Source organism: Blastococcus atacamensis, from assembly GCF_002938425.1.
In the GTDB taxonomy this organism is placed as follows: Bacteria; Actinomycetota; Actinomycetes; order Mycobacteriales; family Geodermatophilaceae; genus Blastococcus; species Blastococcus atacamensis.
The window spans coordinates 1-26,750 of record NZ_POQU01000001.1; the positions used below are offsets into that span (position 1 = coordinate 1).

Consider the following 26,750-nt stretch of genomic DNA (forward strand, 5'->3'; position numbering starts at 1 on the left):
TCTCTACAATGTCCTCTTCGTCGTCGGCGTCAAGGGTTTATAAGAGACTTCGTCGACTCGACGCGCTCGGGGCAGGGGACGATCGTCGCCGCCTACAGCCCGCGGATCCGCCGCGGGCTGCCCGTTTCCTTCCCGGTCGGCTGGGACGAGCTGGACGACGCCCGGCCCGCCGACTTCACGGTGACGACGGCGGCCGGACTGCTCGGCGACCGCGATCCGTGGGCCGAGGCGCTCCCGGAGCCCCAGCGGCTGCCGGCGGACCTGGTCGCCGAGGGCCACACCATCCCGGTGGCCCGGGTGCAGGCCATGCACGAGGGGAAGCGCCGCAAGCGAGCGGCAGCGGGAGCCGAGGAGGGGCGCGTGAGCGACTCCGCGGAGGCCGACGTCGAAGCCTGGTCCTGACCTTCCTCGGCGGAGCGTGGCTGGCGGCCGCCGCCGCCCACGTGCTCCGGCTCGATCCGGCGCCGGCGGCCGGCTCGACCGGTGGCCGGAGCACCTCCGCGGAGGCCGGCGGTCCGCGAGTCCCCAGGCCCGGGCCGCGTCCACAGGTCCGCCACGGGCGCGCGATCTGTCGGTGCCGGCACCGAAGCTGTCGGCATGACGCAGGATCCGCAGACCATCGCCTGGCTCGACCAGGAGGACGCACGGCTCGCGCAGGTCATCCGGCGGCACCGGGTGGCCGTCCAGTACGTCGCCGCCGGCGAGGGCAGCGGCGAACCGTCCTTCGGGTACACGGTCGGGCTCTTCGGGGTGGGGCATCCCGAGCTGGTCGTGGTCGGCGTGGGGTACGAGACGGCGTGCGGCGTGCTCAACACTGTCGCGGACATGGTGCTCGACGGTCGTGACCTCGTGCCGGGTGAGGTCGTCGCCGACGACGACGGGACCCCGGTGATCGCGATCGAGGAACTGCCCAACCCCGGGGAGGTGCTGTTCTCGGCCAACCGCTTCTACGGGCGACCCGACGAGTTCTCGGTCCCCGCCTACCAGCTCACCTGGGCGCTGCCGGGTGGCCTGTTCCCGTGGGACGCCGGCTACCCGTGCGAGGAGGACTGCCAGCCTCGGCCCGGCACCTGGCGGGCATAGGAGAAGGTTCGTCCGGGTCGGCCGCCCTGCAGATCGGCGTCGTGAGCCTGCGAGTGGCGGGGGGCAGGGCGGTCCTTCCTCAGTCCAGGCCGAGGTCGCGCCGGAGCTTGGCCACGTGACCGGTGGCCTTCACGTTGTACGAGGCCTTCTCCACCCGGCCCTCGGCGTCGATCACGAAGGTCGAGCGGATGACCCCGACGACCTCCTTGCCGTAGAGCTTCTTGGTGCCGTATGCGCCGTAGGCCTTGAGCACGTCCTTGTCCGGGTCGGAGACCAGCGTGATGGCCAGCTTCTCCTCGTCCCGGAACCGCAGCAGCTTCTCCACCGGGTCGGGCGAGATCCCGACGATGTCGAGCCCGGCCTCGGCCAGGTCGCCCGCGGCGGCGGTGAAGTCCACCGCCTGGGTGGTGCAGCCGGGCGTGAGGGCGGCGGGGTAGCAGTAGACGATCACGCGACGGCCCCGGTAGTCGCCCAGCGAGACCTGGTTGCCCTCGGCGTCGGGCAGCGTGAACTCCGGCGCGGGGTCGCCGGCGGTGAGGCGGACGGGCGCTGCGTCGGTTCCGGTCATGCCGGGAATCCTGCCGTGTCCCTGCGCACCACCCGCAAGGGGGCGGTTCGATCAGCCCCGGAGGAAGGAGAACCGCACGTGCCGGGTGGGGTTGTCCACGTTCGTGTCGACCAGGCAGATGCGCTGCCAGGTGCCGAGCTGCATGCGGCCCTCCAGCACCGGCACCGAGGCGTGCGGGGGGACGAACGCCGGGAGCACGTGGTCACGGCCGTGACCCGAGCTGCCGTGCCGGTGCCGCCAGCGGTCGTCGCGGGGGAGCAGTTCGTCGAGCTGGGCGAGCAGGTCGTCGTCGCTGCCCGATCCGGTCTCCAGGATGGCCAGGCCGGCGGTGGCGTGCGGCACGAAGACGTGCAGCAGCCCGTCGGCCTCCGCGCGGACGAACTCCGCGCACTCGTCGGTCAGGTCGACGACGACGGGTACGGCTCCGGTGCGAACGGCGCGCAGCTCCGATCTCATGGAACGGATCCTCCCCACCGGCCCGAGCCCACGGCGACCCGACGCCCCCGCGCCGGCACCGCACTACTGTCGGCACACGTGACGCAGCCTCGAACCACCGCCCGCTCCGACGGTCGCTCGGCCGACCAGCTCCGCCCGGTGACCATCACCCGCAACTGGCTCGACCACGCCGAGGGCTCGGTGCTCGTCGAGTTCGGCCGCACCCGGGTGCTGTGCGCGGCCAGCGTGACCGAGGGGGTGCCGCGCTGGCGCAAGGGCTCGGGCCTTGGTTGGGTCACCGCCGAGTACTCGATGCTGCCGCGGGCGACGCACACCCGCAGCGACCGCGAGTCGGTGCGCGGCAAGATCGGCGGTCGCACGCACGAGATCAGCCGGCTCATCGGCCGGTCGCTGCGTGCCTCGATCGACCTCGGCGCACTGGGGGAGAACAGCATCGCGATCGACTGCGACGTCCTGCAGGCCGACGGCGGCACTCGGACGGCAGCGATCACCGGGGCCTACGTGGCGCTGGCCGACGCGGTCTCCTGGCTGGGCGAGCGCAAGAAGCTGGCCAAGCCCAACCCGATGGTGCAGTCGGTCGCCGCGGTGAGCGTCGGCGTGATCGACGGCGAGCCGCGGCTGGACCTGCACTACGAGGAGGACGTGCGCGCCGGTACCGACATGAACGTCGTCTGCACCGGGGACGGCGGGTTCGTCGAGGTGCAGGGCACCGCCGAGGGCGCGGTGTTCGACCGCCCGACGCTGGACGCGTTGCTGGACCTCGCGGTCGCCGGCTGCGGCGAGCTCACCCGACTGCAGGCCGAGGCGCTGGCCTCGCCTCCGGCGAAGCGATGAGCACCCGGCTGCTGCTCGCGACCCGGAACCCGGGAAAGCTCGCGGAGCTGCAGCGGCTCCTGGCGACCGCGGTGCCCGGCGTCGACGTGGTGGGACTGCGCGACGTCGAGGAGTACCCGGAGGCGCCGGAGACCGGAGCCACGTTCGCGGACAACGCGCTGCTCAAGGCCCGGGAGGCGGTGCGGCACACCGGGCTGCCCGCGGTGGCCGACGACTCGGGCCTCAGCGTGGACGCGCTCAACGGGATGCCCGGGGTGCTGTCGGCGCGGTGGTCGGGGCGGCACGGCGACGACGACGCCAACACCGCGCTGCTGCTGGGCCAGCTGGCCGACGTGCCGGACGAGCGGCGGGGCGCGGCGTTCGTGTGCGCGGCGGCGCTGGTGACGCCCGACGGCATCGAGCGGGTGCTGGAGCGGGAGTGGCGCGGGCGGGTCGTGCGGGAGAAGCGGGGCAGCAACGGCTTCGGCTACGACCCCGTGTTCGTCCCGGAGGGCCTGGAGCTCACCTCCGCGGAGCTCTCGGCGGCCGAGAAGGACGCGCGCAGCCACCGGGGCCAGGCGTTCGCCGCGCTGGTGCCGGTGCTCGCGGAGGTGCTGGGCGCCCGGTGAGCCGCGCGGGGCGTCAGCGGAAGCTGAACCCCAGCCAGGCCAGCGAGTCCTCCTCCTCCGGCTCGGCGTGCCGGCCGGGGCGGACCAGCTCCTCCTCGGTGGCCATCTGGACGCCGCCGAACTCCGGAGCGCGGTGCCGGCCCCGGGCGGGGGCGGCAGCGGGGGAGTGCAGCACGGCGGCACGCACCAGAGCGGCCGGGAGCCAGGTGGCGTTCGGGGAGGCGCTGGAGGTCATGCACTCCTGATCGACCGGCCCGCCGGGGAACCGAAGACCCGGCGGCCCCAGCCCCCCCAGCTGGGTGAACCGGGTGACACAGCGCACCCGGAGCGGCTCGCTAGCCTGCCGGAATGGAGTTCGTGCGTCTTCTCCTCGTCGTCGTCCACATCCTGGGGCTGTCCCTCATCATCGGGCCGTTCCTGTTCCAGGTGAGCCGCAAGGCCGGCTTCGAGCCGCGGCTGATGCAGATCGGTGCGCTGGTCCAGCTGGTGTCGGGGCTGGCACTCGTCGGCGTGCGCGAGGCGGACGACCTGCCGGTGGACCACGCGAAGATCGGCGTCAAGCTCGTCGTCACGGTGCTCGCCGTCGTCACGGTCTTCCTCGCCGCGCGCAAGCAGCGGGCGGCCGCCGCCGGTCAGGCGGACCCGAAGTCGCCGTTGCCGTTCTTCCACGCGACAGGGGCGCTGGCGATCCTCAACGTGCTGATCGCCGTCCTGTGGACCTGACCGCGACCGATCCCTGACCTCCCGCCGCCGCCGACCGCTAGCGTCCGGCGGCGTGACCATTCCCGCGCGTGTGCGACCGCCCGGTGACGGCGACGAACGGACCCAGGTGCTCGGCTGGCTGAACCTGCAGCGCTCCGTCGTCCACCAGAAATGCGAAGGCCTCGACGACGCTGCGGCGCACCGGCCGCTGGTTCCGACGTCGCCGCTGATGACGGTCGCGGGCCTGGTGTCCCACCTGCGCTGGGTGGAGCACTGCTGGTTCCAGGTGCTCTTCCTCGACCGCGGCACGGAGGACAACCCGCAGTTCGGAGGCGTGCCGGACGCCGACTTCCAGGTGGACGGGATCCCGCTCGCCCAGCTGCTCGAGGAGTACGCGCGGCAGTGCGCCGACTCCGACGCGGTGGTGGCAGCTGCCTCCCTGGACGATCGGGGGCGTAACCGGGAGCACGGCACCGATCAGCTCTCCCTGCGCTGGATCCTCGGCCACATGGTCGAGGAGGTGGCCCGCCATGTCGGGCACCTGGATCTCCTCAGGGAGATGACCGACGGGGAGAGGGGCTACTACTGACCAGCGCGCCGGACCATCCGGAGGGGGACGCTCCGCACCGCTGCCCTCTGGCACGCCGTCGCTGGACCGTCGCCGAGGGCGTCGAGGACCAGGCCCCCGGAATGCCCTGAACGCGCTGGGCTGCGATGTGGGCGCAGGGTTACCACATGGCCCGGCCGATGCCGGTGGTCGAACTGGAACGCTGGCTGGACGGCCGGCTGGCCGCCGTCCCCGGTCCGACCGCCGGGGCGTGACCGCCGCGCCCCCGGGGCACTTCCGCTCCGTGCGGGTCTACGTGGAGGCTGCCAGGCAGCTGAGGTTCGACGACGGGACGCCGGTGACGGCGGCCTCCGGGGTGGCGCCGCTGGGCGACGGGTGGCTGATCGCCCAGGACGACTCCGTGATCGCGGCGTGGCGCCGCGACGGCGGCGTCACGCCGATCCGGGTGCTTCCTCCGGTGGAGGGCCATGACACCTTCAGCGAGGCCGCCGGGACGAAACGCCTCAAGCCCGACCTCGAGGTCGCCTGCCCCGCCGAGGTCGACGGGAAGGCCGCCGTGCTGCTGCTCGGCTCGGGTTCCTCGCCGCGGCGGATGCGCGGTGTCCTGGTGCGACTGGTCGACGGCGCGCCGGAGGTGCGGGCCGCCGAGCTGGGTCCGGTCTACCAGCGCGTCGCCGAGCGGCTCGGCCTGCCGATGGACCACCTGAACCTCGAGGGGGCCAGCAGGCACGCCGGCACGGTCCGCCTGTTCAACCGGGGCAACCTCATGGCCGGGGTGCGATCGGCCAGCGTGGACGTCCCGCTGCAGGGACTGGTCGCGGCCGTGCTGGGCCGCGGTGAGGCCGCCGCGGTGCCGGTGGAGCGGCCGATGGAGTACGAGCTCGGCGAGGTCGAGGGCGTGGGGCTGGCCGTCACCGATGCGATTTCCCTGCCCGACGGGCGGGTGCTGCTGAGCGCCGCCGCGGAGGACACGCCCAACGCCGTCGACGACGGGCCGGTGGTCGCCACGGCGATCGCGCTGCTGGACGACGACGGGGTTCTGGCCGTCGCGCCCATCCCCGAGGTCGACGGCCACGTGCACAAGGTCGAGGGGCTGGCCGTGCGCCGGGTCGAGGGCGGCACGGTGCACCTGCTCGCCGTCGTGGACGACGACGATCCGATGACGCCCGCGGCGGAGCTGGACCTGCGCGTCGATCTCGACTGACTCGAATCGCCCGGGCGGCGAGCGTCGGGCCGTCGACGGAGAGGTCGACTCTCCGCGTGACCTGACCGATGAGCTTCCCGCGCCGTTCCGGTCTGCACACCGAGCACCGACTCATGGAGGGCTGGCGCCGTGGGAAAGCTGACCTTCGGCATGAACGTGAGCCTGGACGGCTACATCGCCACGCCCGGCGGCGACCTCGGCTGGAGCGTGCCGAGCCACGAGCGGTTCTCGTGGTGGTCCGACCGGGTCGGGGCGACCGGCACGGCCCTGTACGGGCGGAGACTGTGGCAGACGATGAGCTCGCACTGGCCGACCGCCGACCAGCAGTCGGGTGCCACGCCGGCGGAGATGGAGTTCGCCCGCCGCTGGCGGGACATGTCGAAGGTGGTGTTCTCCTCGGAACTCTTCCGAGTAGACCTTCCGTGGCTTGGGGGTCTGCCCCAGCACAGCGGGCTCCTTCCGGTAGGCGGCTACCGACCAGGGTGCAGAAGGACGGGCGGTGTCTGGTGGCGAACCGTGGGGGCGGTCCGTGACGCCGTCCCGGTGCGGATGAAGAGGACCCGCCTCTCGGCTCAACATGCGGCAGCCTGTCCGCTCACTGAAGATCGTTTCAGCCGTCGGCGCAGGCGGCGTGAGTGAAGGAGGAGTCGTGTCGCGCTCGAAGAACCGGCCCCGGTTCACAAAGGCTTACTCATTCGGCATTGTGACCGGGTTGCTATTCCTGCTGTCCTGGCTGGGACAGTTCCTCTTTCAGTTGGCCGAGGTGAGCAACGACGCGGCCGAGCACGGGACGAACTTCGAATGGTCTGAGTTCTGGCCGCAGTTCTTCTCGGCAACTTTTGAGAACTGGCAGTCGGAGTTCTTGCAGTTGGTGTGGCAGGCGGCTGGCCTGTCCCTCTTCTTCTTCTGGGGTTCGTCTCAGTCCAAGGAGGGAGACGAAAGACTGGAAGCCAAGATCGACCGGCTTCTCACAGAGCAGGGTGTCGACCCTGCCGAGTTTGAGTATCGGGAAGAAGAGAAGGCCGAAGCAGAGCAGCGCGTCTGAGCCGCTTGCATGGGCCTGATCTTGCAAGCTTCGAGGGGAGATAATTCTCGATGCCGCGCCGTGACGTCATCCACGTCGTTCCCCAGGACCACGGCGGTTGGGTCGTACGCCGGGAGAGCGGCAAAGAGCCGATCGCGATCTACCGGACCCAGGGTGAGGCGCAGGAAGAAGCGCGCCGAATGGCGCGAGAGGAATGCGTCGAGTACGTCCTGCATGGTCGGAAGGGGCAGGTCGAGCAGTGTGACGGTTACGACGACGACCTGTCCGGCGTCAGGGGTAATCGGCGGACCGCGCGCGGCACGTCCATCTTCTTGAGGCCACACCGATCCACAAGCTGCATCGAGTAGGTGAACCGCCCCGGGTTCGATGGAGGCACTGAAGCCACGGGAGAGTGGGCCAGTGCCAGCACCGAAGAAGTACCCCGACGAGCTGCGTGACCGGGCCGTGCGGATGGTGTTCGAGACACGGGAGCGGACGGGCGAGAAGCGCGGGCCGTTGACCCAGGTCGCGAGGTGTTCGAACTCCGGCGGGCGAACTCGATCCTGAAGAGCGCGTCGGCTTTCTTCGCGTCAATGCCGCCGCCGAGAGCCTCAACGGGCTCTACAAAACTGAACTCATCCGCCGCCGCGGCCGCTGGCGGGGTCTCGACGACGTGGAACTCGCGACCCTCGAGTACGTCGACTGGTTCAACCACCGCAGACTCCACAGCCACTGCGGCGACATCCCGCCCGTCGAGTTCGAGGACAACTACTACCGTCAGATCGCCGGCCTCACCGAGGACCAACCGGCAGAACCGAGCCTCTACTGAACCCGGGGCGGTTCACACCCGTCTACGACCCGATGTTGGGTTGCGGGTTGGGTTACGGCTCGACTCACGCCGCTGTGATCCGGAAGTCCTGGCGAGCCATTCAGCCGCTGGCCAGGGGAGACGCACTAGTGCGGGAGGCGGGAGTCGAACCCGCACGCCCGAAGGCACCAGATCCTAAGTCTGGCGTGGCTGCCGTTACACCACTCCCGCGTGGCCGCCGAGTCTAGGAGTGCCCCGACCGGGTGTCGTCGAGGACGGTCGGCGCGCTGACCCGTGCGCCGTCTGGCAGGCTGTCGCCGTGCCTCGCGACCCACGACAGATTCAGCTGGAGATCGACTCGGCCCGGGAGTCGTTGGCCGCCACGCTGGACCAGATCGCCTACCGGACCAGCCCGACCCGCCTCAAGAGCAAGGGCAAGGACGCCGTCCAGCGCTTCCTGCAGACCCCGGCCGGCCAGGCGACGGTCGGCGCCGTCGGCCTGCTGATCACGTTCGTCGTCGTGCAGAAGGTCCGGCACCGGAAGCGCTGACCGCGCACACCCTCAGACGTCGAAGGCCGGTCCACCCCGCGGGGTGGACCGGCCTTCGTGCGTTCTCAGCGGATCAGGCGGTGGCCCGGATCAGGGGCAGGACGACCGAGTCGAGGACCTGGTCGGCGAAGGTCTCGTCGACGGTGCGGCCGGTGAGCAGCCAGCGCTGCACCAGCAGGGCGCTGACGGTCTCGGCGGCGATCGACGTGCGGAAGGTGGGGGAGACCTCGCCGCGCGCCTCCGCCTTGTCGAACACCGCCTCGAAGGACTGCTGCCAGACCGCGAGCGGGCCGTTGTGGAAGGCCTCGGCGAGAGCCGGCTGACGCGGGACGGTGGACAGCAGGGAAAGGGTGGCCGCACCCGTCGGGCCGTTCACGACGCCGACCAGCGTGCGCAGCAGCTCCCGCAGGTCGCCCTCGAGGGAGCCGGTGTCGGGAGTTTGGGCCTCGGCGCGGTTGAGGTCGGAGATCGTGTCGACGACGAGGTCCTGCTTGGTCCGCCAGCGGCGGTAGATCGTCGCCTTGCCCACGCCGGCCTCGGCCGCGACCGCATCCATGGTCAGCGCGCCGTACCCCACGTCGGCGAGCAGCTGCAGGATCGCGGCGCGGATGACGCCGTCCCGGCTCGGATCGCGCGGACGGCCGCCGCGGCTGGGTCGGGTTTCTTCGGCTGTGGGGAGAGCGGCCATGGCCAAACCTTAGACATTCAAGTTGTGAACATGTTGCAGATCCCCTGCGAGTACCCCCGGAAGTGGATCGGATACAGCAGCGCGCCTATACCGAACGCCCGCGGGCGTGAGTCACCCTCTTCCCGTGGGAACGATCTGCGGCGGAGTCTGTGGCTGCCGCCAGAACTGGGAGGTCCCCGGGCGTGCCACCCGGGCGCTGCTCGCCACCTCGATCGGGCACGTGCTGCCGCATGTGTCGCGCACCGCGAAGGCGCTCGGCCTGACCGTCCACTCCGCGCCCCAGCTGGTCGACATCGTCGACGACCGGGGCGGTCGCGGTCTGGAGACCCTGTTCCAGCGGCTGGCCCGTGAGCTGACCGCCGCGGAGACCGAGGCCGTGCGGGTGGCCACGAACCCGCCGGACGACGGCGTCGCGCTCACCGCCCGGCTGCTGACCGCCCCCACGCTGGCCGTCGAGCTCGCCCGGCGAGGGGTGACGGTCGAGGTCGGCGTCCTGGCCGAGGCGGAGTTCTGGTCGGTCTACCAGCCGATCGTCTCGCTGGCCGACCGATCCGTGGTCGCCCACGAGGCGCTGCTGCGCGGACTGGTGGACGGACGCGAGGTAGGTGGTGGGGACCTGTTCTTCGTCGCCGAGTCCGCGGGCTGGCTGCACCGCCTGGACCGGATCGGCCGGGAGTCGGCAATCGCCGGGGCCGTGCCGTGGCTCGGGGACGACGACCTGTTCGTGAACTTCAACCCGACCTCGATCTACCGGCCGCAGGTCTGCCTGGCCAGCACCGAGCGGGTGGCCCACGACGTCGGGATCGCCCCCGGCCAGCTGGTCTTCGAGGTCGTCGAGTCCCACGCGATCGCCGACCGCGGACACCTCGTGTCGGTGCTCGAGCACTACCGCTCGCTGGGCTGGCGGGTCGCGCTCGACGACGTCGGCGCCGGCTGGTCGAGCCTGTCCCTGCTGGCCGCCGTCAGGCCGGACGTGGTGAAGCTGGACAAGGGGTTGGTGCAGGAGCTGCCAGACGACGGCGCCCGCACGGTGCTGAAGGCGGTCACCGACCTCGCCCACCAGCTCGGGGCCGTCGTCGTGGCGGAGGGCATCGAGACCGAGCAACTGGCCGACGAGATGACCGCGCTGGGCGCGGACATGGGTCAGGGCTGGCTGTTCGGCCGCCCGGTGCGGCCCCAACCGCCGGTCGAGGAGCCCGAGGGGCGCTGGCAGCCGGTCACCCGCTGACCCCACGGTGCTCCCGGCACGACGTCGGTCAGCCCAGGGCCCACCCGGTCAGCACCGGCCGGCCGTGCTCGTGCCCCAGGACGCCGTAGCGCCCGGCGGGCAGCGCGAACAGCGCGCCGGCCTGCGGCTCCAGCTCCAGCCAGCGGGCGGTCAGTACACGCAGCACGTGCCCGTGGGCCACCAGCGCGACGTCTCCGTCGGCCAGCCGTTCCCGCACCCGGTCGAGCACCCGGTCCACCCGGACGCCGACGTCGGCGAGCGACTCACCCGGCTTCTCGGCACCGACCGTCCCGTCCCGCCAGATCGACCACTCGCGGCCCAGCTCCTCGCTGATCTCGGCGGTGGTCCGGCCCTCGTAGCCGCCGTAGTCGATCTCCACGAGGTCCCGGTCGACGTCGGTGGCGGCGAGCCCGGCGAGCTCGGCCGTCCGCCGGGCCCGCTGCAGCGGACTCACCCGGACCTCGACGAACTCCCGCGCCGTCATGGCCGGGCGCAGCGAGCGGGCCTGCTCCTCGCCCTCGTCGAGCAACGGGAGGTCGGTCGTGCCGGTGTGCTGCCCGGTCCGGCTCCACTCGGTCTGCCCGTGCCTCAGTACGACGAGTTCGCCCATGCCGCCATCGAACACGCCCGCGGGAACACACGCGCGTCGTCCCGTGCTGGCCCTGGCATGACCACCGCACAGCTCAGTGACACGTTCAGCATCGGCGGAGACCTCCCCGTCCACCGGCTCGGCTACGGCGCCATGCAGCTCCCCGGCCCCGGCGTCTGGGGCGAGCCGGCCGACCGCGCCGCCGCCGTCCGCGTGGTGAAGGCCGCGATCGAGCAGGGCGTCGACTTCATCGACACCGCCGACTCCTACGGCCCCGAGGTCAGCGAGCAGATCATCGCGGAGGCGCTGCACCCCTACCCCGAGAACCTGGTCATCGCGACCAAGGCCGGGCTCACCCGCCAGGGCCCCGGCATCTGGACGCCCGTCGGCCGTCCCGCCTACCTCAAGCAGCAGGTTGAGCTCTCGCTCCGGCACCTCAAGGTCGACCGCATCGACCTCATCCAGCTGCACCGCATCGACGCCGAGGTGCCCCTCGCCGACCAACTGGGTGCCTTCGCCGAGCTCAAGGAGCAGGGCAAGGTCCGGCACATCGGCGTCTCCGAGGTCTCGGTCGACGAGCTGAAGGCCGCCCGCGAGATCACCGAGATCGTCAGCGTGCAGAACCTCTACAACCTCACCACCCGGCAGAGCCAGGACGTCCTGGACTACGCGACCGCCGAGGGCATCGCCTTCATCCCGTGGTTCCCGATCGCCACCGGTGACCTGGCCTCGCCGGACAGCCCCGTGGCCGACATCGCCCGCGAGCTCGACGCGACGCCGTCGCAGGTCGCGCTGGCCTGGCTGCTGCAGAAGTCGCCGGTCATCCTGCCCATCCCGGGCACCAAGTCGGTCGACCACCTGACCGAGAACCTCGGCGCCGCCCGGCTCACCCTGTCCGGCGAGGACATGGCCCGCCTGGACGCCCTCGCCTGACGCGCTCGGCGCCGCTGGGCACGGTCGCGACGAGTGGGGCCCGGAGGGTCCCGCGAGGAACGACGGACCGGCTCAGCGGCGTCTGCGTGGGTACCTGGTCGCGGTGTCGTCCGGTAGGACGACAATGTCGTCGTGGACGCCGAGGACTTCCGCCAGATCAAGGACGCCGTTCGCCAGCTGGTCCGTGAATCGGTCCTGCCCCTCGAGGAGCAGATCGAGGAGGAGGACCGCATCCCCGACGAGCTGCGCGCGCAGATCGCCGAGATGGGCCTGTTCGGCTACGCGCTGCCCGAGGAGTACGGCGGGCTCGGCGTCACGATGAGCGAGGACGTCGAGCTCGCGATGGAGTTCGGCTACACGACGCCGGCCTTCCGCTCGCTGTTCGGCACGAACAACGGCATCTCCGGTCAGGTCATCGCCCGCTTCGGCGACGACGACCAGAAGAAGAAGTACCTGCCCGGCCTGTCCGCCGGGGAGCTGATCGGCTCCTTCGCCCTCACCGAGGCGGAGGCCGGCTCGGACCCCTCGGCCCTGCGCACCAGCGCCCGCCGGGACGGCGACTCCTGGGTGATCAACGGCAGCAAGCGGTACATCACCAACGCCCCGCTGGCCGACCTGTTCGTCGTCTTCGCGCGCACCAACCCCGAGGAGAAGGGTGGGCGGGGCATCTCCAGCTTCGTCGTCGAGACCTCGACGCCGGGCGTCACCGTCGGCCCCAAGGACAAGAAGATGGGGCAGGCCGGCGCCTGGACCGCCGAGGTCTGGTTCGACGACGTGCGGGTTCCCGCCGAGGCGCTGATCGGCGAGGAGGGCCGCGGGTACGCCAAGGCGCTCACCGTGCTCTCCCGCGGCCGGCTGCACATCGCCGCGCTCTGCGTCGGGATGGCGCAGCGGGTGCTCGACGAGTCCGTCGCCTACGCCGCCACCGCCAAGCAGGGCGGGGCGCCGATCGGCCGCTTCCAGCTCGTGCAGGCAATGCTCGCCGACATGCACGCCGAGCTGCTCGCCGGCCGGAGCATGGTGCGCGACGTCGCCGCCCGGTACGACTCGGGCGCGGACACCTCGGTCGGCCCGTCGTCGGCGAAGCTGTTCTGCACCGAGATGGTGGGCCGCGCGGTCGACAAGGCGGTGCAGGTGCACGGCGGCATGGGCTACCTGCGGACGACGCCGGTCGAGCGCTTCTACCGGGACGCCCGCCTGTACCGCCTGTACGAGGGCACCAGCGAGGTGCAGCGGGTGATCATCGGCGGCGCGCTGCTGCGCGAGGCCGGCATGCCGCGTGCCTGACGACCGCGCGATCCGGCGGGAGGCCGTCGGCGAGCTGGGTGAGGCGTTGCGCGACCTGGTCGACGCCGCCGTCCGCACCGAGGTGCCGCTGGACCGGCTGGCCGAGGCGGCCCGGGCGGCGCGCGAGCTCACCGCGCTGCTGTCGGAGGACCTGCGCGAGGTGCACGAGATCGCCTCCGTCGACGACCCCGAGTCGGGTCAGCGCTGGTACAGCCCGGTGTACGGGCCGGGCAGCCCGGTGGCGCCGCCGATGGTCGTCGAGGACTTCCCGGACGAGGGCCGCTGCGTCGGGCACGTCACGGTGGGGAAGAAGCTCGAGGGCCCGCCCGGGCTGGTCCACGGCGGCGTCGTCGCCACCCTGCTGGACCACGTCCTCGCCCGGTCCGCCCGCGGCGCCGGGCACGGTGGGTTGACCGCGACGCTGACGGTGACCTTCCGGCGTCCGGTGCGCCTCGGGGTGCCGCTGGTGGTCACCGGCGAACTCGTCTCGATCGAGGGCCGGCGGGCCACCGCGACCGCCCGGCTCGTCGCCGAGGCCGACCCCGACACCATCCTCGCCGAGGGCGAGGCACTGCTCGTCGCGCTGCGTGCGGAGCGGGCGGCGGAGGTCTTCGCCCGGACCGGCCGGGTCGTCGGCGCCTGGAGCGAGCGGACCTGACCTCCCGCGTGGAAACTGGCGGACGGCACCCGCTGGTTCCGCTACGGTCCGTCGACCCACGACGACCGGAGGACAGCACCCGATGAGCGACTCGGCGTACAGCTCGGAGCTGCGCCTGACCTTCCACGACGACGAGGCCGCCGGCGCCGCTGCCCGGCACGGGTCGAGGAGCGGCCGCAGCTCTCGCGGCTCCTCGCCGGTCACCTGGGCTCCGCCGCCGACGGGCTCGACGTCGTGGAGGAGAACTGGCCCGGCTACGAGCACGTCAACGTGCAGGCGGGCCTCGACGCGTGGCTGGCGTCGCCGGGGCGGGCGCACGCACTGGTGGGCATCGCGGGGTTCCAGCACGCCGTCTTCGGTCTCGGTGAGCTGCTGGGGCAGGACGGCGAGCGCTTCCACCACGGGCTGCGCCCTGGCAACCCGGCCACGGTGAACCTCGCCAGCGGGCCGGACGGCGAGGTGCGCGCCTGCCAGCGGTGCGCGATCTACCTCGTCACCGAGCCGGACGGGAACCGAACCGCCCTGCTGCTGCGCGGTTCGTCCCCGGAGTTCGGCACACCGCACGTCTCGATGCAGGTGGTCAGCACCGACGCGGCCGCCGCCGCCCGCGCGGCCGCCGAGATCCGCGCCGCGGGTATCGAGCACAACGTGTTCCGCGACCAGGTGCTGTCCTTCGGCCAGGAGGTGTTCGGTCACGGGTAGACGCTCCTGCAGTTCCACCGCCGTCCGCAGATGCGGGCCGACCAGCTGATCCTGGCGGCAGAGACGCTGGCGGAGATCCAGCGGCAGGTCGTCGACGTCGCCCGCCACAAGGCGCGGCTGCTCGCCGCGGGCCAGCACCTCAAGCGCGGGCTGCTGCTGTACGGGCCGCCCGGGGTCGGGAGACCCACACGGTCCGCTACCTGGTCAGCAGCCTGCGCGACACCACCGTCATCCAGCTCACGGGGAACGCGCTGCACCTCATCGCCCAGGCCCCGTCCCGCGGCTCGCACCGAGCTTGCGAGGTGTGAGGAGGACGGGGTCCCTCTGCTCATCGCGGAGGACCGCGGCATGCACCCGGGGCAGCACCCGCTGCTGTTCCAGCTGCTCAACGAGATGGACGGGTTGGCCGAGGACGCCGACGTCGTCTTCGTCCTCACGACGAACCGGGCCGACCCGCTGGAGCCTGCGCTGGCAGCGCGTCCCGGCCGGGTCGACCAGGCGGTGGCGCTCGAACTGCCCGACGCGACCGCCCGGCGGGCGCTGTTCGACCTCTACCGCGGCACGCTCGAGGTCGACGTCAGCGGTCTGGACGACGTCATCGCCCGCACCGGCGGGGTGACGGCGTCGAACCTCTGCGGAACTGCTGCGCCGGGCGGCGCTCGTCGCGGCCACGCGGACCCCGGCCGGGGACGGCCTCGCCGTGTCGGCCGCGGACCTGACCGCGGCCCTGGACGGGCTCCTGGACATCCGGAACGCGATGACCCGCACCCTGCTGGGCAGCGCGCCCGACTGAGGTCAGTTCGCCCGCGGGCCCGGTGCGTTGGCCGGGTCGCCGGCGGGGTCGAGCGAAGGACCGCCGGCCGGGCGGAACAGGGCGCCCGGTGCGCCGACCCCGTCGCCGAGCGCGGCCACGAACTGCCGCAGGACCTCGTCGCCGCGGTGGAACGGGGCCCAGGCCAGCAGCTTCCGGGCCCGGTTGGTGTCCAGCGCCGGCACCTGCGTGCCGATGTCCAGCCACCCGGGCTCGGTCGGCACCACGTGCGCCGCGTGCGCGGCGGCGAGGCCGGCCCGCAGCGCGATCGCGGGCGTGGGCAGCCGGAAAGTCCCCAGAGCCTTGGCCAGGGCGTCGGCGTCCATCAGCGGCTCGGCGGCCAGGTTGAACGGGCCGGGGGCGCGACGGTCGATCATCCGCTCGATCGCGTCGGCCACGTCGTCGGCGTGCACGAAGGAGATGGCCAGCGCCGGCAGGGGGAGGGGCAGCAGCTTCGCCACCGGACCGGGCAGCATGCGGGCGGCGCCGAGGAGCAGGGGCCCGAGGAAGTAGCGGCCGATCTCGCTGCTCGCCGCCGGCTGGAGCACCAGCGTCGGGCGGACGACGGTCACCGTGGTGTCCCGGTGCCGGCCGAACACCTCGCGGACGACCCGCTCGGCCGCGGACTTGTCGCGGCTGTACTGGGCGCTCGGGATGCCGGTGGTGGGCCAGTCCTCGGTGACCCGGTGCCCGCGCGCCCCGCCCGCGTAGGCCCCGATGGAGCTCATGTGCACGAAGTGCTGCACGCCCGCCGCGGCGGCCGCCCGGGCGACCCGGCGGGTGCCCTCGACGTTCACCTCGTGCAGCAGCTCCGGGTCGCGGCCGGGCTGCAGTGCCCACGCCAGGTGGACGACGACGTCTGCGCCCTCGACGAACTCGGCCAGCTCGCGCTCGCTGGCCGCTTCACCCAGATCGGCGAGGTGCCAGCGCACGCCGTCGTAGGGCTCGACGGACGGCGGGCGGCGGCGGGACAGCGCCCGCACCTCGGCCGCCCCGGCGGACGGCGCGGTCAGGCGGCGCAGCAGCGCGGTGCCCACGTTGCCGCTGGCCCCGGTGACGGCGACCGTCTTCCCGGCGAGCTGACCGGGCGTGAAGTTCGGCATGCCCTGCCGCTACCCGCCCTTCCCGGTGCCAACCGGTCGGGCCGCCGGGTCGTGGTCCAGGGCCTTGCCGCGGAGCTCGGGCAGCCCGAGCGCGGCCAGCGAGCCGAGCACGAAGAAGGCGGCGAAGGCGCCGAACACCGCGCCGGTTCCCCCCGCGCCGATCAGCGGCGGGACGCACAGCGGCGCCGCGATCGAGGCGAGCCGGCCGAACCCGGCCGCCGCGCCGGCGCCGGTCGCCCGCAACGAGGTCGGATACACCTCGGGCGTCACGGCGTACAGGGCGCCCCAGGCCCCGAGATTGAAGAACGACAGCACCATGCCGGTGACCAGCACCGCGGTGTCGCCGTCGGCGGCCGAGAACATCGCCGCGCCGGCGGCCGACCCGACGAGGAACGTGACCAGCGTGGGACGCCGGCCCCACTTCTCGATCAGGAAGGCGGCCGCGGCGTACCCGGGCAGCTGGGCGAGGGTGATGTAGAGCGTGTACTCGAAGGACTTGACCAGCGAGAAACCGTCGTTGAACAAGAGCGTGGGCAGCCAGATGAACGCGCCGTAGTAGGCGAAGTTGATGCTGAACCACACCACCCACAGCGCCGCCGTGCGGCGGCGGGTACCTGCAGCCCACAGCGCGCGGGGCCCGGGAGAGGGCACCGGCCTGGCGGGCGGGGAGTCGACCGGCTCGACGCCGGCCGCGGACTCGAACCGGCGCACCGCGGCCTCGGCCTCCTCGGTGCGCCCGCGTTGCTCCAGGAAGCGCACCGACTCGGGCAGCCCCCGGCGGACGACGACGGCGTACAACGCCGGTGCCGCGCCGAGCGCGAGCGCCCAGCGCCACCCGTCGTCGCTGCCGGGTACGACGAAGTAGCCGATCAGCGCCGAGAGGGTCCAGCCCACGGCCCAGAACGCCTCGAGGAGGACGACCAGCCGGCCGCGGATGCGGGTCGGGGCGAACTCGCTGACCAGGGTCGAGGCCACCGGGAGCTCCGCGCCCAGGCCCAGCCCGATGAGGAAGCGGAAGACCAGCAGGGCGCCGACGGACCACGACAGCGCCGCGGCGCCGGTGGCCAGGCCGAAGACCAGCAGGGTGAGGGCGAATACCTGGCGCCGGCCGAAACGGTCGGCCAGCAGCCCGCCGAGAGTGGCGCCCAGGGCCATCCCGGCGAAACCGATCGACCCGATCCACGACAGCTCCGTGGAGGAGAGCCCCCACTGGACGGCGAGGGCCGCCATGACGAAGGAGATGAGGCCGACGTCCATCGCGTCGAGCGCCCAGCCCACGCCGGAACCGACGACCAGCCGCCCGTGCTCGCGGGTGTAGGGCAGGCGGTCGAGGCGCTGCGCCCGGGTCAGCGGGGACCTCGTCTGCGTCATGCGCGGCAGTCTCCCAACCGGGCGGGTCAGGCGCGCACGTGGGCGGTGACGAGCTCGGCCGTCCGCTCGGCGGCGAGTTCGGGGATCCAGTGGGTCACGTCGTCGAGCACCTCCAGCCGGTAGAAGGCGTCGACGAAGCGGGCGGTGTCCTCCGTGGCCTTGCGCCCGAGGAAGGCGTCGCCGGTGCTCCAGACGTGCAGCGTGGGCACCGTCACCGTGCCGACCGGGTCGCGCCCCGTCCACGGCAGCGCGCGGTACCAGCCCAAGGCGGCCGACAGCGCCCCCGGCTCCTGCATCCTCCGCACGTACCGGTCGACGGCATCGTCGGGCAGGCCGCCGTGCCGCAGCATCCGGCGCAGCGCCGCCCCGTCGCCGGCGAGCAGCAGCCGCTCCGGCACGACGGGCAGCTGGAAGAGCCCCATGTAGTACGAGCGCAGCCCCTGGTCGCTGGTCACCATGGCACGGGCCATGGCCCCTGGGTGCGGCACCGAGAGCGCGGTGAGGGTGCGCACCCGGTCGGGGTACCAGGCGCCGAGGCCCCACCCCACGATGCCGCCCCAGTCGTGCCCGACCACGTGCGCGGACTCCAGTCCGGCGGCGTCCAGCAGAGCGAGGACGTCGTTCACCGTCTCCCGCAGCTGGTAGTGCACCCGGCCGCGCGGACGCGCCATCGGGGAGTAGCCGCGCTGGTCGGGTGCGAGGGTGCGCAGCCCGTGCTGGTGCAGGGCGGGTGCCACCCGATCCCACGCCGTGGAGTCCTGCGGAAAGCCGTGCAGGAGGACGACGGGCTCGCCGTCGCGCGGTCCGGCGTCGCGGACGTCGAAGGTCAGGCCGTCTCGGCGGAAGCTGTCCACCCCCGTGACTGTGCCCCGAGCCGTCGTCGACCGCACGGGGACTGCCCGGGCACGCAGGCGGCCGATCGGGGACGATGGACCGGTGACTGCGTCCCCGATCGAGCTGATCGTCCTGGTCGACGAGGAGGGTCACTCGATCGGCACGATGCCCAAGCCGGAGGTGCACCACGGTGAGACGCCGCTGCACCGGGCATTCTCGGCCTATCTCTTCGATGACGAGGGCCGGCTCCTGGTCACCCGCCGCGCGGAGGGCAAGCAGACGTTCCCGGGCATGTGGACCAACACCGTGTGCGGTCACCCGGGGCCCGGCGAGGACGACGCCGACGCCATCGCCCGGCGGGCCGCCTTCGAACTGGGCCTCGGCGTCGAGGGCATCCGCCCCGCCCTGCCCGGCTACCGCTACCGCGCGGAGTTCCTCGGCGTCGTCGAGAACGAGGTGTGCCCGGTGTACGTGGGCCGGTTCATGGGCACGCCGGCGCCCGAGCCCTCCGAGGTGGAGGAGTGGGAGCTCCTGGACTGGGCGGCGTTCCGCAGGCGCCAGGAGACCGAAGGCGACGCCTGGTCGCCGTGGTGCCGGGAGCAGGCGCGGCTGATCGAGCAAGCCGGGCTGCACACCGCCTGACGGTCACCCAGCGCGCTCGTCCGCTCGCGGCACGAACCGGTCCGGCGCGTCGTCCTGCGCCTTCCCGGGCTCCTGAGCCCGGCTCACTACGTTCCGCGGCATGGACCGACGACGGTTCCTGCTCGCCCTCGCGGCCGGTCTGGCAGGCACAGCAGTGGCGCACGGCGCGGCCGGGCTCGGCGATCCCCTCGCCCCGCCGCCGGCTCCCGTCGGACCCCCGGTCCCGGCCAGTGCGCTCGAGGCGGTGGCGCCGCGGGGCGTTCCCGGCCTGGTGCCCGTGCCGCCGCCGGTGGGCGTGGTCGACGCGCTGCCGGGCGAGGGCACGTTCCTGGCCCTGAGCATCGATGACGGCACCAGCACCGAGGTCGTGGCCGCGTTCGCCCGGTTCGCGAAGGACAGCGGCGTCCGGATGACCTTCTTCCCCAACGGCCGGTACGCCAGCTGGCAGGACAACGCGCCGCAGCTGCGCTCGCTCATCGAGTCGGGGCAGGTCGCGATGGGCAACCACACCTGGTCCCATCCCGACCTCACGACCCTCGGCGACCTCGAGGTGGCCGAGGAGATACGCCGGAACCAGGAGTTCCTCGCCACCACGTTCGGGGTGCGCGACAGCCCGTTCCTCCGTCCGCCGTTCGGCGCGCACGACGAGCGCACCGACCGGATCGCCGCCGACCTCGGCCACCCGACGATCGCCATGTGGAACGGCACCCTGGAGGACTTCCGGGTGCTGACGCCCGAGGAGCTGATGGCCGCGGCCCGCCGCTGGTTCACCCCGCAGACCATCGTCGTGGGGCACGCCAACCACCCGGCCGTGACCACCGTCTACGAAGAGCTCCTGGAGCTCATCGCCGAGCGCGGCCTGCGCACGGTCACCCTCGCCGACGTGTGGGCCACCCCGGGCCAGCGGATCCGTGGCGCCACCGCTCCGGGCAGCGTGACGACCGGTTAGCGGTCCTCCCGGGTCCGACCTGCGATCCTGCCCGTCGTCGGAGAGGCTGTCGACGACGGCAGACGCACGACGAGAGGGAGTTCGATGGACACGCTGCTGAAGGGCCGGGTCGCACTGGTGACGGGTGGGGCCAGTGGACTGGGCCGGGCCACCGCGCTGGCGCTCGCGGAGGCCGGCGCGCACGTGGCCATCGGCGACATCGACGCGGCCGGCAGCGAGGAGACGTTGGGCCGGGTGACGTCGGCCGGCGGCTCCGGCGAGGTCGTCGCCCTCGACGTCACCGACGACGGCAGCCGGCGGGCGGTCGTGGCGCAGCTCTTCGACCAGCACGGTGATGCCTTCGACGTCCTGGTCAACGTCGCCGGCATCGACCGGCCGGGATACATCACCGACATCGACCTCGACGACTACCGGCGGGTCATGGCGGTCAACTGCGAGGGGCCGATCTTCCTCACCAGCGAGTTCACCAAGCGGGTGCAGCACCTGCCCGAGGGGCGGACCGCCGACGTCGTGCACGTCGTCTCGCTCTCGGCGATCACGTCCGGCAGCGGCGCCATCGCCTACAACGGTTCCAAGGCCGGGTTCCTCAACGCCACCAAGTGCATCCAGCGGGAGCTGCGGGAGAAGGCGATCCGCATGGACGACGGCAGCGAGCGGCCCTTCCCCTGCCGGGTGCAGAGCGTCATCCCGGCGGCGATGGACACCCCGATGATGGAGCAGTGGGGGATCCCGGGGCACCTGATGATGCCGCCGGCCGCGGTCGCCGACGCCATCCGGACGCTGGTCACCCTGCACCCGACGGCGTTCATCCCCGAGATGCAGATCGTCCCCCGGCTCGAGCCGAACTTCCCCCGCTGACCCACGGTGAGGAACAGTCGCGTGAACGCCCCCGACGACCCCACCCCCGACACCGCGATGGCCTCGGACGCGGACGCCGGCTGGCTCGGCGGCCACCTCGGCCCCGGCGACCTGGCCCCGGACGAGGAGCGGCTGCTCGCCGCGCTGGAGCGCGACGCCCGGTCGGGGAGGCCGTCGCTGGAGGCCACGACCGCCGTCGTCCCGGCGCCGCAGGGCGCCGGACCGCCGGACGACGGGCTGACCCCGACGTTCACCGCCCCCGGGGCCGACTGACCCCGGCGGAGGTCAGCGCGGCCACCGGGCGGCGACCCCGGTGAGCAGCGTGGCCGCGTCCTCCAGCTCGCTCAGCTCCGCGTACTCGTCGACGGCGTGCATGACCGCCGGCGTGCCGGGCCCCCAGACCACGATCGGGGCGCCGCCGACCACCTGACCGAGCACGGACGCGTCCGTGAAGTACGTGGCCGGGGTGGTGAGCACCGGCGCGGGCAGGGCGGCCACCCACGGGTCGTCGGCCGGGGTGCCGACCGGGGGGAGGTCCACGCGGACCTCGACGTCGGCGATCTCGGGTTGGCCACGCCACCAGGCGAGGAGCTCGGCGCCGTCGGTGACGGTGCGCATGTCGATGACCGCCTCCGCCCGGTCGGGGACCACGTTGGGCACCGTGCCGCCGGAGACGATCCCGCAGTTCCACGTCTCCGACCCCAGGAAGGAGTGGCTGCCCAGGGGAAGCGCGCCGGGAACGCGGGAGAGGACCGCGACCAGGTCCAGGACGGCGTTGTGGCCGCGCTCCGGGGTGCTGCCGTGCGCCGCTCGCCCGGCGGTCCGCACCGCCAGCCACAGTGCGCCCTTGTGCCCGAGGACGACCTGGTTCCCGGTCGCCTCCGGGACGATGACCGCACCCACCGACTGCTCGGCCACGGCCACGGCCGCGGCGGCGGCTCCCTTCGAGCCGATCTCCTCGTCGCTGGTCAGCAGCAGGGCGACGGGCACCTCCGGGTCCGTGGCGGCCAGCGCGGCCGCCGCGGCGACGAGCCCCGCCTTCATGTCGCTGGCGCCCCGGCCCCACACTCGGCCGTCCTCGAGGTCGGCTCCGAACGGGTCGCGCTGCCAGGCCGCGGGATCGGGAACGGGGACGGTGTCGACGTGGCAGGCCAGCAGGAGTTGCGGGCGATCGGGGTCGGTGGGTGTCCGGAGCAGGGTCCACGGCTGGTCCGGGTCGCGGCCGACGCGGACGTCGAGGTGCGGGGCTCGCTCACGGAGCACCTCGGTGACCGTTCCCATGCAGTCCCGCTGGGCGGTGGCGCTCCCCGAGACCGTCGGCCGGCGGACCAGCTCACGAACCAGGGCCGACGCGTCCAGTTCCGCGGTTCCAGCGCTCATGGTCCGATCCTGCACGGGTGCCGCTGCCCGCGCAGGTCTCGCCGACCAGCCGGTGCGTCGGCGTCGGGCGTGGGCCGGTCAGCGCTCCGCGCGGTGCAGCCGGACGGCGACGAGGGCGACGTCGTCCTCCGCGCCGTCGGGCAGCACCCGCCGGATGAGCCGGTCGCACAACCGCTCGACCGGTAGATCGCGCAGGTGGGCGAGCGCCTCCCCGAGGAGCTCGATGCCGTCGTCGAACACCTGGTCGCGGCGCTCGACGAGCCCGTCGGTGTAGAGCAGCAACGTCGAGTCCCGCTCGATCTCGACCTCGTGGTCGGCGCGCGGCACGCTCGGGGCGACGCCGAGGAGCAGGCCCGGGCGACCGGAGTCCAGCAGCCGCTGCCGACCGTCGGGGGCGACGACGAGCGGGGGCAGGTGCCCGGCGTTCGCCCAGCGCAAGCGGGTGACCCCGCGGGCGCGCTCGTCGGCGGTCTGGTCCAGCCGGCCGACCAGGACGGTGGCCAGGGCGCCGAGCCCCAGTCCCTCGATGGTGGCGTCCAGCCGGGAGAGCACGCGGGCGGGGCCCTCCGCGTTGTCGTAGGCGATGCCGCGCAGCAAGCCGCGCAGCTGGCCCATGGTGGCGGCGGCCTGGGTGTCGTGCCCGACGACGTCGCCGATCACCAGCATCGTGGAGCCGTCGGGTTGTTCGAACACGTCGTACCAGTCGCCGCCGACCTGGGCCTCGCGCGTGGCCGGCACGTAGCGCACGCCGACCTCCAGGTGCGCGCGCTCCGGCGGATCGGACAGCAGGCTGCGCTGCAGCGTCTCGGCGGCCCGCACGATGCTGCGCGAGCGGGCGTACAGCGCCTCGAGCAGGTGGGTGCGCAGCTCGGTGGCCTCGGTGATCTCCTGCGCCGTCCAGGACTCCGAGCGCCCCCGGACGGTCTCCCGCCAGCGGTCGAAGGACTTGCGCGGGCTGAGCCGGACCTCGTCCCCCTCGCGTTCGGCGATCGCCTTGTTGTGCGGGTCGCCGCCCCAGTCGATGTGCCGCACGGCCTCGCCGCGGAACCAGAGCACGTACTGCCCCTCGGGCAGGGGCAGGACCAGCGCGCCGCAGGCCAGCTCGGTCGGAGCGGCCAGATGCGGTGCGTCGGTGGCCAGGGCGTCGGTGGTGACGACGTCGTTCCCACAGCCCGCCGCCCATGCCGCGATGCCGTCGGCGAGGGCGGGGGGCAGGTCGGCACCGGCGGTGCCGCGGTGCCGCTGCAGGTTCACCACGACGCCGTCGGCGTCCAGCACGTCGAGCAGGTTGGGCCGGCCGAGCAGGGTCTCGCTGAGCATCCGGTCCTCGTCGAGGGTGGCGGCGGTGAGCCACGCCAGGTTGGACCGCACCCGCAGGGCGCGCTGGATCTCGTCCTGGGACGCGCGGTCGATCAGGCGCACCGACAGCGTCGAGCCGAGGAATTCCGCCGCCGCGCGCGTCGCGTAGGGCGGGGCGTGCGGGCCGCTGTAGTGGTGGCAGGCGATGAGCCCCCAGAGCTTGTCGTCGCGCAGCAGCGAAATCGACATCGAGGCGCGCACGCCCATGTTCTTCAGGTACTCGACGTGGATGGGCGAGACGCTGCGCAGGGTCGAGAACGTGAGGTCCAGCGGCCGGCCGGTGACGGGGTGGTCGGCCGGGCTGATCGGGACCGGGTCGTAGTCGACGTCGGAGATCAGCCGGATCCAGTTCTTCTCGTACAGCGCCCGCGCCTGGGCCGGGATGTCCGAGGCGGGATAGTGCAGACCGAGGAAGGGGTTGAGGTCCTCCCGCTTCGCCTCCGCGACGACCTCGCCGTTGTACTCGGTGTCGTAGCGGTAGACCATCACGCGGTCGAAGCCGGTGAGGGAGCGCACGGCCTGCGCGGTGATGTCGTAGAGCTGCGGCAGCGACGAGGCGCGGTCGAGGTCGGCCACCGTGCCGCGCACCGCCTGGTAGGTGTTCGGGAACGAGAAGGGCCGCGGTCCGCGTGCCGGCTCCAGCTCCACGACGACGCTGGACAGCGGCCCGGCGCCGGTCGCCACCAGGCCGTCACCCGCGTCCGCACTGCCCTGCTCGACCAGCGCTCGGTGCAGCAGGGCGTCCACCGGGACGGGGCCCCCGTCGACGTCGAGCGTGATCTCGACCGGGTTGCGCTCGCGGAGGTCGCCGAACGCGCTCGCCGAGCGGATCACCGCACCGGCCGCGGCTTCGCCCAGCACCTCGGCGAGCGGACGCCCGATCGCGTCCCGCCACGCCATCCCGGTGAGGTCGCCCAGGTTCTCCGACACCTGCTGGACGATCCAGTCGAGGTCGCGCACGGTGATCAGGACCCCGCGCGGCTGGGTGCTGCCGGGGATGTGGATCGGTTCCCGCTCGCAGTTGGACAGGTCTACGGGGTCGCCGGGGGCGAGAAAGTCGATCGTCGCGTCCGCGCCGGTCACGCGCGGACCTGCTCGGGCCGCGCGGCCGGTGCGCACCACAGCGCCAGTGCGCGGAAGGTGTCCCGCGCGGCGGACACGATGCGGTCGATGTCGCCGCCGGCGGTCACGTGAGCCCGGGTGGTCCGGCGGAAGGCGGCCCACATCGCGCCGGTCTCCGCGCCGTAGGGGGAGAAGGCGCGGATCCGCACGCCGGAGAGGGCGGGGAGCGTCGCCAGGTGCCGGTCGATGAACGCGCCGCCCAGGGTGGATCCCTCCAGCACGTACAGCCGGCCGAGCGCCTCGTCGGTGCCAGGGATCGCCGGCAGCCGCGGGGTGCCGGCCATCCGGTCGGCGTCCAGGGCGCGCAGGTCGGCGGCGAACAGCTCCGCGCGGCGTCGGCGGGACCAGTCGACGGCGGCCGCGTCGTCGGGGCAGCCGGCCGCCCAGTCGTCGAGCCCCTGCTCCGCCGCGATCCAGAAGCCGTGCATCAGCGTCAGCGCGGAGGTCAGCCGGTCGCGGTCCAGGCGCGCGTCGAGGAGGTCCAGCGTGCGCTCGACCGCCTCGTGCTCGGCGGCCGTTCCCGTTCGCAGCAGGCGCAGGACGTCGTCGCGGTCGCTGCGGTCGTCCTGGTGGTGGAAGTCGTCATCCGCAGCCATTGCGACGAGCGTAGGTGACCGGTTCGGGTCAGGTGTGGTCGAGCCGGGGAAGGTGCGCCGCACGCAGTCCGGTGTGCAGCAGCAGCCGGTCGTCCCCGTCGGCGAGGTCCAGGCCGGTGAGCGCGGCGATCCGGCCGAGGCGGTAGTACAGCGTCTGCCGGTGGATCCGCAGGACCTCTGCCGTGCGGACCGCGCTGCCCGCGCAGTCGAGGTAGGTCTCGGCCGTCCCGGCGAGCACCGGGTCGGCCAGCAGGGGCAGCACCGCCGGGTCCGGCCCGGCGAGCTCGGTGACCGGGCGCCAGGCGCCGAGCTCGGCCCAGTGGGCGACGGGCGAGAAGCGATCGACCGCCGCGGCCACCCGTGCCGCGGCACGGGCCTCCCGCCACTGCTCGGCCAGCTCGCCGGTGCCCCGGCGCACGGCCGAGACGCCCGCGGTGCTGCCGGGCCGGAGGGACCGCAGCGAGGCCGCGGCCAGAGCTCCGGCCGGGCGGAGGTCGGTCGTCGAGGGCAGCGGGACGAGGACGGCCACGGGGCCGTCGTCCACGAGGGTGGCGACCGCGCCGGCGGCCGGGAGCTGCCAGTCGACGGACAGCTCATCCGCCGGGCAGAGCGCCACGAGCACCTGGGCGCCGTCCTCGGTCAGCCGGTCGGCCAGTCGGCGACCGGCCTGGGCCCGGGCCGCGGGGCGGCCGGTGAGGGCGTCGGCGAGAAGCCGGCCCAGGTCGTCGGGTGGCCGGCCGGCCAGCAGCCGTCCGGCGCGGGCGGCGAGGTCCATCGCGCGGGCCAGTGCGGGGTCGGCGTCGTCGTCGGGGTCGATCCGCCCGCCGTCGAGCAGCCACAGGTAGCCCCGGGTGCCGCCCTCGTGCCGCACCGGCAGCACCAGGCGGGTGAGGATGCCGGCCTCCGGGTCCGCCGGCGTGCGCAACGGCCGGGTCGCCGAGGCGATGCCGAAGTCCTCGAACCAGCGCCGGGTCTCCAGCGCCGATCCGCAGGTGAGGATCGACCGGGTCCGGACGGCGTCCATCGGGTCCGCGCCGCTGTCGTCGTGGGCGCAGAAGGCGAGCAGCGTGAAGGCCGAGTCCTCGAGCGTGGCGGGGGCGGCCAGCACCCGCGACACCTCGTCGACGAGTTCCTGCAGGTCGTCCCGCACGTCGTCCTCCCCACTCCGGGCGCTTGGTGCCATGGCCGGATCTCGTACAGCTGTATGAGATCAGACGGGGAGAATCCCGACATCT

At 73.2% G+C, this 26,750-nt stretch carries 32 protein-coding genes, 1 tRNA gene and 2 pseudogenes; 22 read left to right on the forward strand and 13 right to left on the reverse strand.

All coding sequences use genetic code 11. From position 1 onward, the window contains the following. A partial coding sequence (gene ligD / locus C5508_RS00005; RefSeq protein ID WP_456297895.1) for a non-homologous end-joining DNA ligase LigD occupies positions 1–402 on the forward strand: 402 nt, incomplete at its 5' end. Positions 403–597: 195 nt separating this feature from the next. Next, the gene (locus C5508_RS00010) at positions 598–1,083 is read left to right on the forward strand and encodes a DUF4262 domain-containing protein (protein WP_104522364.1); all 486 of its coding nucleotides are present in this window, start codon (positions 598–600) and stop codon (positions 1,081–1,083) included. A 79-nt stretch (positions 1,084–1,162) separates the two neighbouring features. Here C5508_RS00010 and bcp read toward each other — a convergent pair whose 3' ends face one another. Together bcp and C5508_RS00020 are read right to left on the reverse strand one after the other, a co-directional pair. Then, complete coding sequence (bcp, locus tag C5508_RS00015; RefSeq protein ID WP_104522366.1) at positions 1,163–1,651, reverse strand: thioredoxin-dependent thiol peroxidase; 489 nt, start codon at positions 1,649–1,651, stop codon at positions 1,163–1,165. Positions 1,652–1,702: 51 nt separating this feature from the next. Then, positions 1,703–2,107: a YjbQ family protein gene (locus C5508_RS00020; protein WP_198597741.1), complete on the reverse strand. Its 405-nt coding sequence runs from the start codon at positions 2,105–2,107 to the stop codon at positions 1,703–1,705. Between the two features lie 78 nt (positions 2,108–2,185). Here C5508_RS00020 and rph point away from each other — a divergent pair, with 78 nt between their 5' ends. Together rph and rdgB are read left to right on the forward strand one after the other, a co-directional pair. Continuing rightward, complete coding sequence (rph, locus tag C5508_RS00025) at positions 2,186–2,941, forward strand: ribonuclease PH (RefSeq protein WP_104522368.1); 756 nt, start codon at positions 2,186–2,188, stop codon at positions 2,939–2,941. Then, positions 2,938–3,549, forward strand: a complete 612-nt coding sequence (gene rdgB, locus C5508_RS00030) for an RdgB/HAM1 family non-canonical purine NTP pyrophosphatase (protein ID WP_104522370.1) — start codon at positions 2,938–2,940, stop codon at positions 3,547–3,549. The genes rph and rdgB overlap by 4 nt, the downstream gene beginning before the upstream one ends. Positions 3,550–3,562: 13 nt before the next feature. Here rdgB and C5508_RS19220 read toward each other — a convergent pair whose 3' ends face one another. Then, positions 3,563–3,784 (reverse strand): hypothetical protein, encoded by a 222-nt coding sequence (locus tag C5508_RS19220; protein ID WP_113684628.1) that lies wholly within the window; start codon positions 3,782–3,784, stop codon positions 3,563–3,565. Positions 3,785–3,897: 113 nt separating this feature from the next. Here C5508_RS19220 and C5508_RS19340 point away from each other — a divergent pair, with 113 nt between their 5' ends. From C5508_RS19340 to C5508_RS00070, 7 genes and pseudogenes are all read left to right on the forward strand, one after another. Beyond that, a complete protein-coding gene (locus C5508_RS19340) occupies positions 3,898–4,272 on the forward strand; it encodes a hypothetical protein (protein ID WP_104522372.1) in 375 nt (124 codons plus the stop codon). A gap of 52 nt (positions 4,273–4,324) precedes the next feature. Next, positions 4,325–4,840: a DinB family protein gene (locus C5508_RS00045; RefSeq protein ID WP_104522374.1), complete on the forward strand. Its 516-nt coding sequence runs from the start codon at positions 4,325–4,327 to the stop codon at positions 4,838–4,840. A gap of 229 nt (positions 4,841–5,069) precedes the next feature. Next, positions 5,070–6,023, forward strand: coding sequence for a DUF6910 family protein (locus C5508_RS00050; RefSeq protein WP_232796802.1), 954 nt, complete (start codon positions 5,070–5,072; stop codon positions 6,021–6,023). A gap of 129 nt (positions 6,024–6,152) precedes the next feature. Beyond that, positions 6,153–6,662, forward strand: coding sequence for a dihydrofolate reductase family protein (locus C5508_RS20080; RefSeq protein WP_232796803.1), 510 nt, complete (start codon positions 6,153–6,155; stop codon positions 6,660–6,662). A 10-nt stretch (positions 6,663–6,672) separates the two neighbouring features. Beyond that, complete coding sequence (locus C5508_RS00060; RefSeq protein WP_104522376.1) at positions 6,673–7,068, forward strand: DUF6766 family protein; 396 nt, start codon at positions 6,673–6,675, stop codon at positions 7,066–7,068. A 50-nt stretch (positions 7,069–7,118) separates the two neighbouring features. Continuing rightward, entirely contained in the window at positions 7,119–7,415 is a 297-nt protein-coding gene (locus C5508_RS20625) for a DUF2188 domain-containing protein (RefSeq protein WP_104522378.1), read from the forward strand. Between the two features lie 224 nt (positions 7,416–7,639). Then, positions 7,640–7,876, forward strand: a pseudogene (locus C5508_RS00070) (integrase core domain-containing protein); the annotation flags it as partial. Positions 7,877–8,005: 129 nt separating this feature from the next. Here the strand turns inward: C5508_RS00070 and C5508_RS00075 are convergent. After that, a tRNA-Leu gene (locus C5508_RS00075) sits at positions 8,006–8,086 on the reverse strand. A gap of 88 nt (positions 8,087–8,174) precedes the next feature. On the opposite strand from C5508_RS00075, the gene C5508_RS00080 reads away from it, so the two are divergent. Continuing rightward, positions 8,175–8,405 (forward strand): DUF3618 domain-containing protein, encoded by a 231-nt coding sequence (locus C5508_RS00080; protein ID WP_104522573.1) that lies wholly within the window; start codon positions 8,175–8,177, stop codon positions 8,403–8,405. 73 nt (positions 8,406–8,478) lie between these two features. Here C5508_RS00080 and C5508_RS00085 read toward each other — a convergent pair whose 3' ends face one another. After that, positions 8,479–9,093, reverse strand: coding sequence for a TetR/AcrR family transcriptional regulator (locus tag C5508_RS00085; RefSeq protein ID WP_104522382.1), 615 nt, complete (start codon positions 9,091–9,093; stop codon positions 8,479–8,481). Between the two features lie 124 nt (positions 9,094–9,217). Here C5508_RS00085 and C5508_RS00090 point away from each other — a divergent pair, with 124 nt between their 5' ends. Then, entirely contained in the window at positions 9,218–10,321 is a 1,104-nt protein-coding gene (locus tag C5508_RS00090) for an EAL domain-containing protein (protein WP_104522384.1), read from the forward strand. 28 nt (positions 10,322–10,349) lie between these two features. On the opposite strand, the gene C5508_RS00095 is transcribed toward C5508_RS00090, so the two are convergent. Continuing rightward, positions 10,350–10,931, reverse strand: coding sequence for a histidine phosphatase family protein (locus C5508_RS00095; RefSeq protein ID WP_104522575.1), 582 nt, complete (start codon positions 10,929–10,931; stop codon positions 10,350–10,352). Positions 10,932–10,988: 57 nt separating this feature from the next. Between C5508_RS00095 and C5508_RS00100 the strand changes: the two genes are divergently transcribed. From C5508_RS00100 to C5508_RS20630, 5 genes and pseudogenes are all read left to right on the forward strand, one after another. Beyond that, entirely contained in the window at positions 10,989–11,843 is an 855-nt protein-coding gene (locus tag C5508_RS00100) for an aldo/keto reductase (protein ID WP_104522386.1), read from the forward strand. 132 nt (positions 11,844–11,975) lie between these two features. After that, on the forward strand, positions 11,976–13,130 hold the full coding sequence (locus tag C5508_RS00105; protein ID WP_104522388.1) for an acyl-CoA dehydrogenase family protein: 1,155 nt from the start codon (positions 11,976–11,978) through the stop codon (positions 13,128–13,130). After that, positions 13,123–13,788 (forward strand): PaaI family thioesterase, encoded by a 666-nt coding sequence (locus tag C5508_RS00110; protein WP_104522390.1) that lies wholly within the window; start codon positions 13,123–13,125, stop codon positions 13,786–13,788. Before C5508_RS00105 ends, C5508_RS00110 begins: the two co-directional genes overlap by 8 nt. A 234-nt stretch (positions 13,789–14,022) precedes the next feature. Beyond that, a complete protein-coding gene (locus tag C5508_RS00115; protein ID WP_104522392.1) occupies positions 14,023–14,490 on the forward strand; it encodes a hypothetical protein in 468 nt (155 codons plus the stop codon). Between the two features lie 393 nt (positions 14,491–14,883). Further along, positions 14,884–14,940, forward strand: a pseudogene (locus C5508_RS20630) (hypothetical protein); the annotation flags it as partial. A 345-nt stretch (positions 14,941–15,285) separates the two neighbouring features. Here the strand turns inward: C5508_RS20630 and C5508_RS00125 are convergent. The 3 genes from C5508_RS00125 to C5508_RS00135 are packed head-to-tail and all read right to left on the reverse strand — an operon-like array spanning position 15,286 to position 18,629. Further along, complete coding sequence (locus C5508_RS00125) at positions 15,286–16,404, reverse strand: NAD-dependent epimerase/dehydratase family protein (RefSeq protein ID WP_104522396.1); 1,119 nt, start codon at positions 16,402–16,404, stop codon at positions 15,286–15,288. Positions 16,405–16,413: 9 nt separating this feature from the next. Beyond that, the gene (locus tag C5508_RS00130; protein WP_104522398.1) at positions 16,414–17,775 is read right to left on the reverse strand and encodes an MFS transporter; all 1,362 of its coding nucleotides are present in this window, start codon (positions 17,773–17,775) and stop codon (positions 16,414–16,416) included. Between the two features lie 26 nt (positions 17,776–17,801). Beyond that, positions 17,802–18,629 carry an alpha/beta fold hydrolase gene (locus C5508_RS00135; RefSeq protein ID WP_104522400.1) on the reverse strand — a complete coding sequence of 276 codons (828 nt, stop codon included), beginning with the start codon at positions 18,627–18,629 and terminating at the stop codon, positions 17,802–17,804. 82 nt (positions 18,630–18,711) lie between these two features. Here C5508_RS00135 and idi point away from each other — a divergent pair, with 82 nt between their 5' ends. The 4 genes from idi (at position 18,712) to C5508_RS00155 (ending at position 21,331) form a co-directional block, all read left to right on the forward strand. Continuing rightward, positions 18,712–19,251: an isopentenyl-diphosphate Delta-isomerase gene (idi, locus tag C5508_RS00140; protein ID WP_232796804.1), complete on the forward strand. Its 540-nt coding sequence runs from the start codon at positions 18,712–18,714 to the stop codon at positions 19,249–19,251. A gap of 100 nt (positions 19,252–19,351) precedes the next feature. Beyond that, positions 19,352–20,200 carry a polysaccharide deacetylase family protein gene (locus tag C5508_RS00145; protein ID WP_104522402.1) on the forward strand — a complete coding sequence of 283 codons (849 nt, stop codon included), beginning with the start codon at positions 19,352–19,354 and terminating at the stop codon, positions 20,198–20,200. 84 nt (positions 20,201–20,284) lie between these two features. Further along, positions 20,285–21,058: an SDR family NAD(P)-dependent oxidoreductase gene (locus tag C5508_RS00150; RefSeq protein ID WP_104522404.1), complete on the forward strand. Its 774-nt coding sequence runs from the start codon at positions 20,285–20,287 to the stop codon at positions 21,056–21,058. A 21-nt stretch (positions 21,059–21,079) separates the two neighbouring features. Next, on the forward strand, positions 21,080–21,331 hold the full coding sequence (locus tag C5508_RS00155; RefSeq protein WP_104522406.1) for a hypothetical protein: 252 nt from the start codon (positions 21,080–21,082) through the stop codon (positions 21,329–21,331). 12 nt (positions 21,332–21,343) lie between these two features. On the opposite strand, the gene C5508_RS00160 is transcribed toward C5508_RS00155, so the two are convergent. The 4 genes from C5508_RS00160 to C5508_RS00175 form a co-directional block, all read right to left on the reverse strand. Further along, positions 21,344–22,438, reverse strand: a complete 1,095-nt coding sequence (locus C5508_RS00160; RefSeq protein ID WP_198597742.1) for a M20 family metallopeptidase — start codon at positions 22,436–22,438, stop codon at positions 21,344–21,346. Between the two features lie 78 nt (positions 22,439–22,516). Next, positions 22,517–24,880, reverse strand: a complete 2,364-nt coding sequence (locus C5508_RS00165) for a SpoIIE family protein phosphatase (protein ID WP_104522581.1) — start codon at positions 24,878–24,880, stop codon at positions 22,517–22,519. Beyond that, complete coding sequence (locus C5508_RS00170; RefSeq protein ID WP_104522408.1) at positions 24,877–25,515, reverse strand: biliverdin-producing heme oxygenase; 639 nt, start codon at positions 25,513–25,515, stop codon at positions 24,877–24,879. The genes C5508_RS00165 and C5508_RS00170 overlap by 4 nt, the downstream gene beginning before the upstream one ends. Positions 25,516–25,543: 28 nt before the next feature. Further along, entirely contained in the window at positions 25,544–26,665 is a 1,122-nt protein-coding gene (locus C5508_RS00175) for a PucR family transcriptional regulator (RefSeq protein WP_198597743.1), read from the reverse strand. Positions 26,666–26,750: the final 85 nt, after the last annotated feature.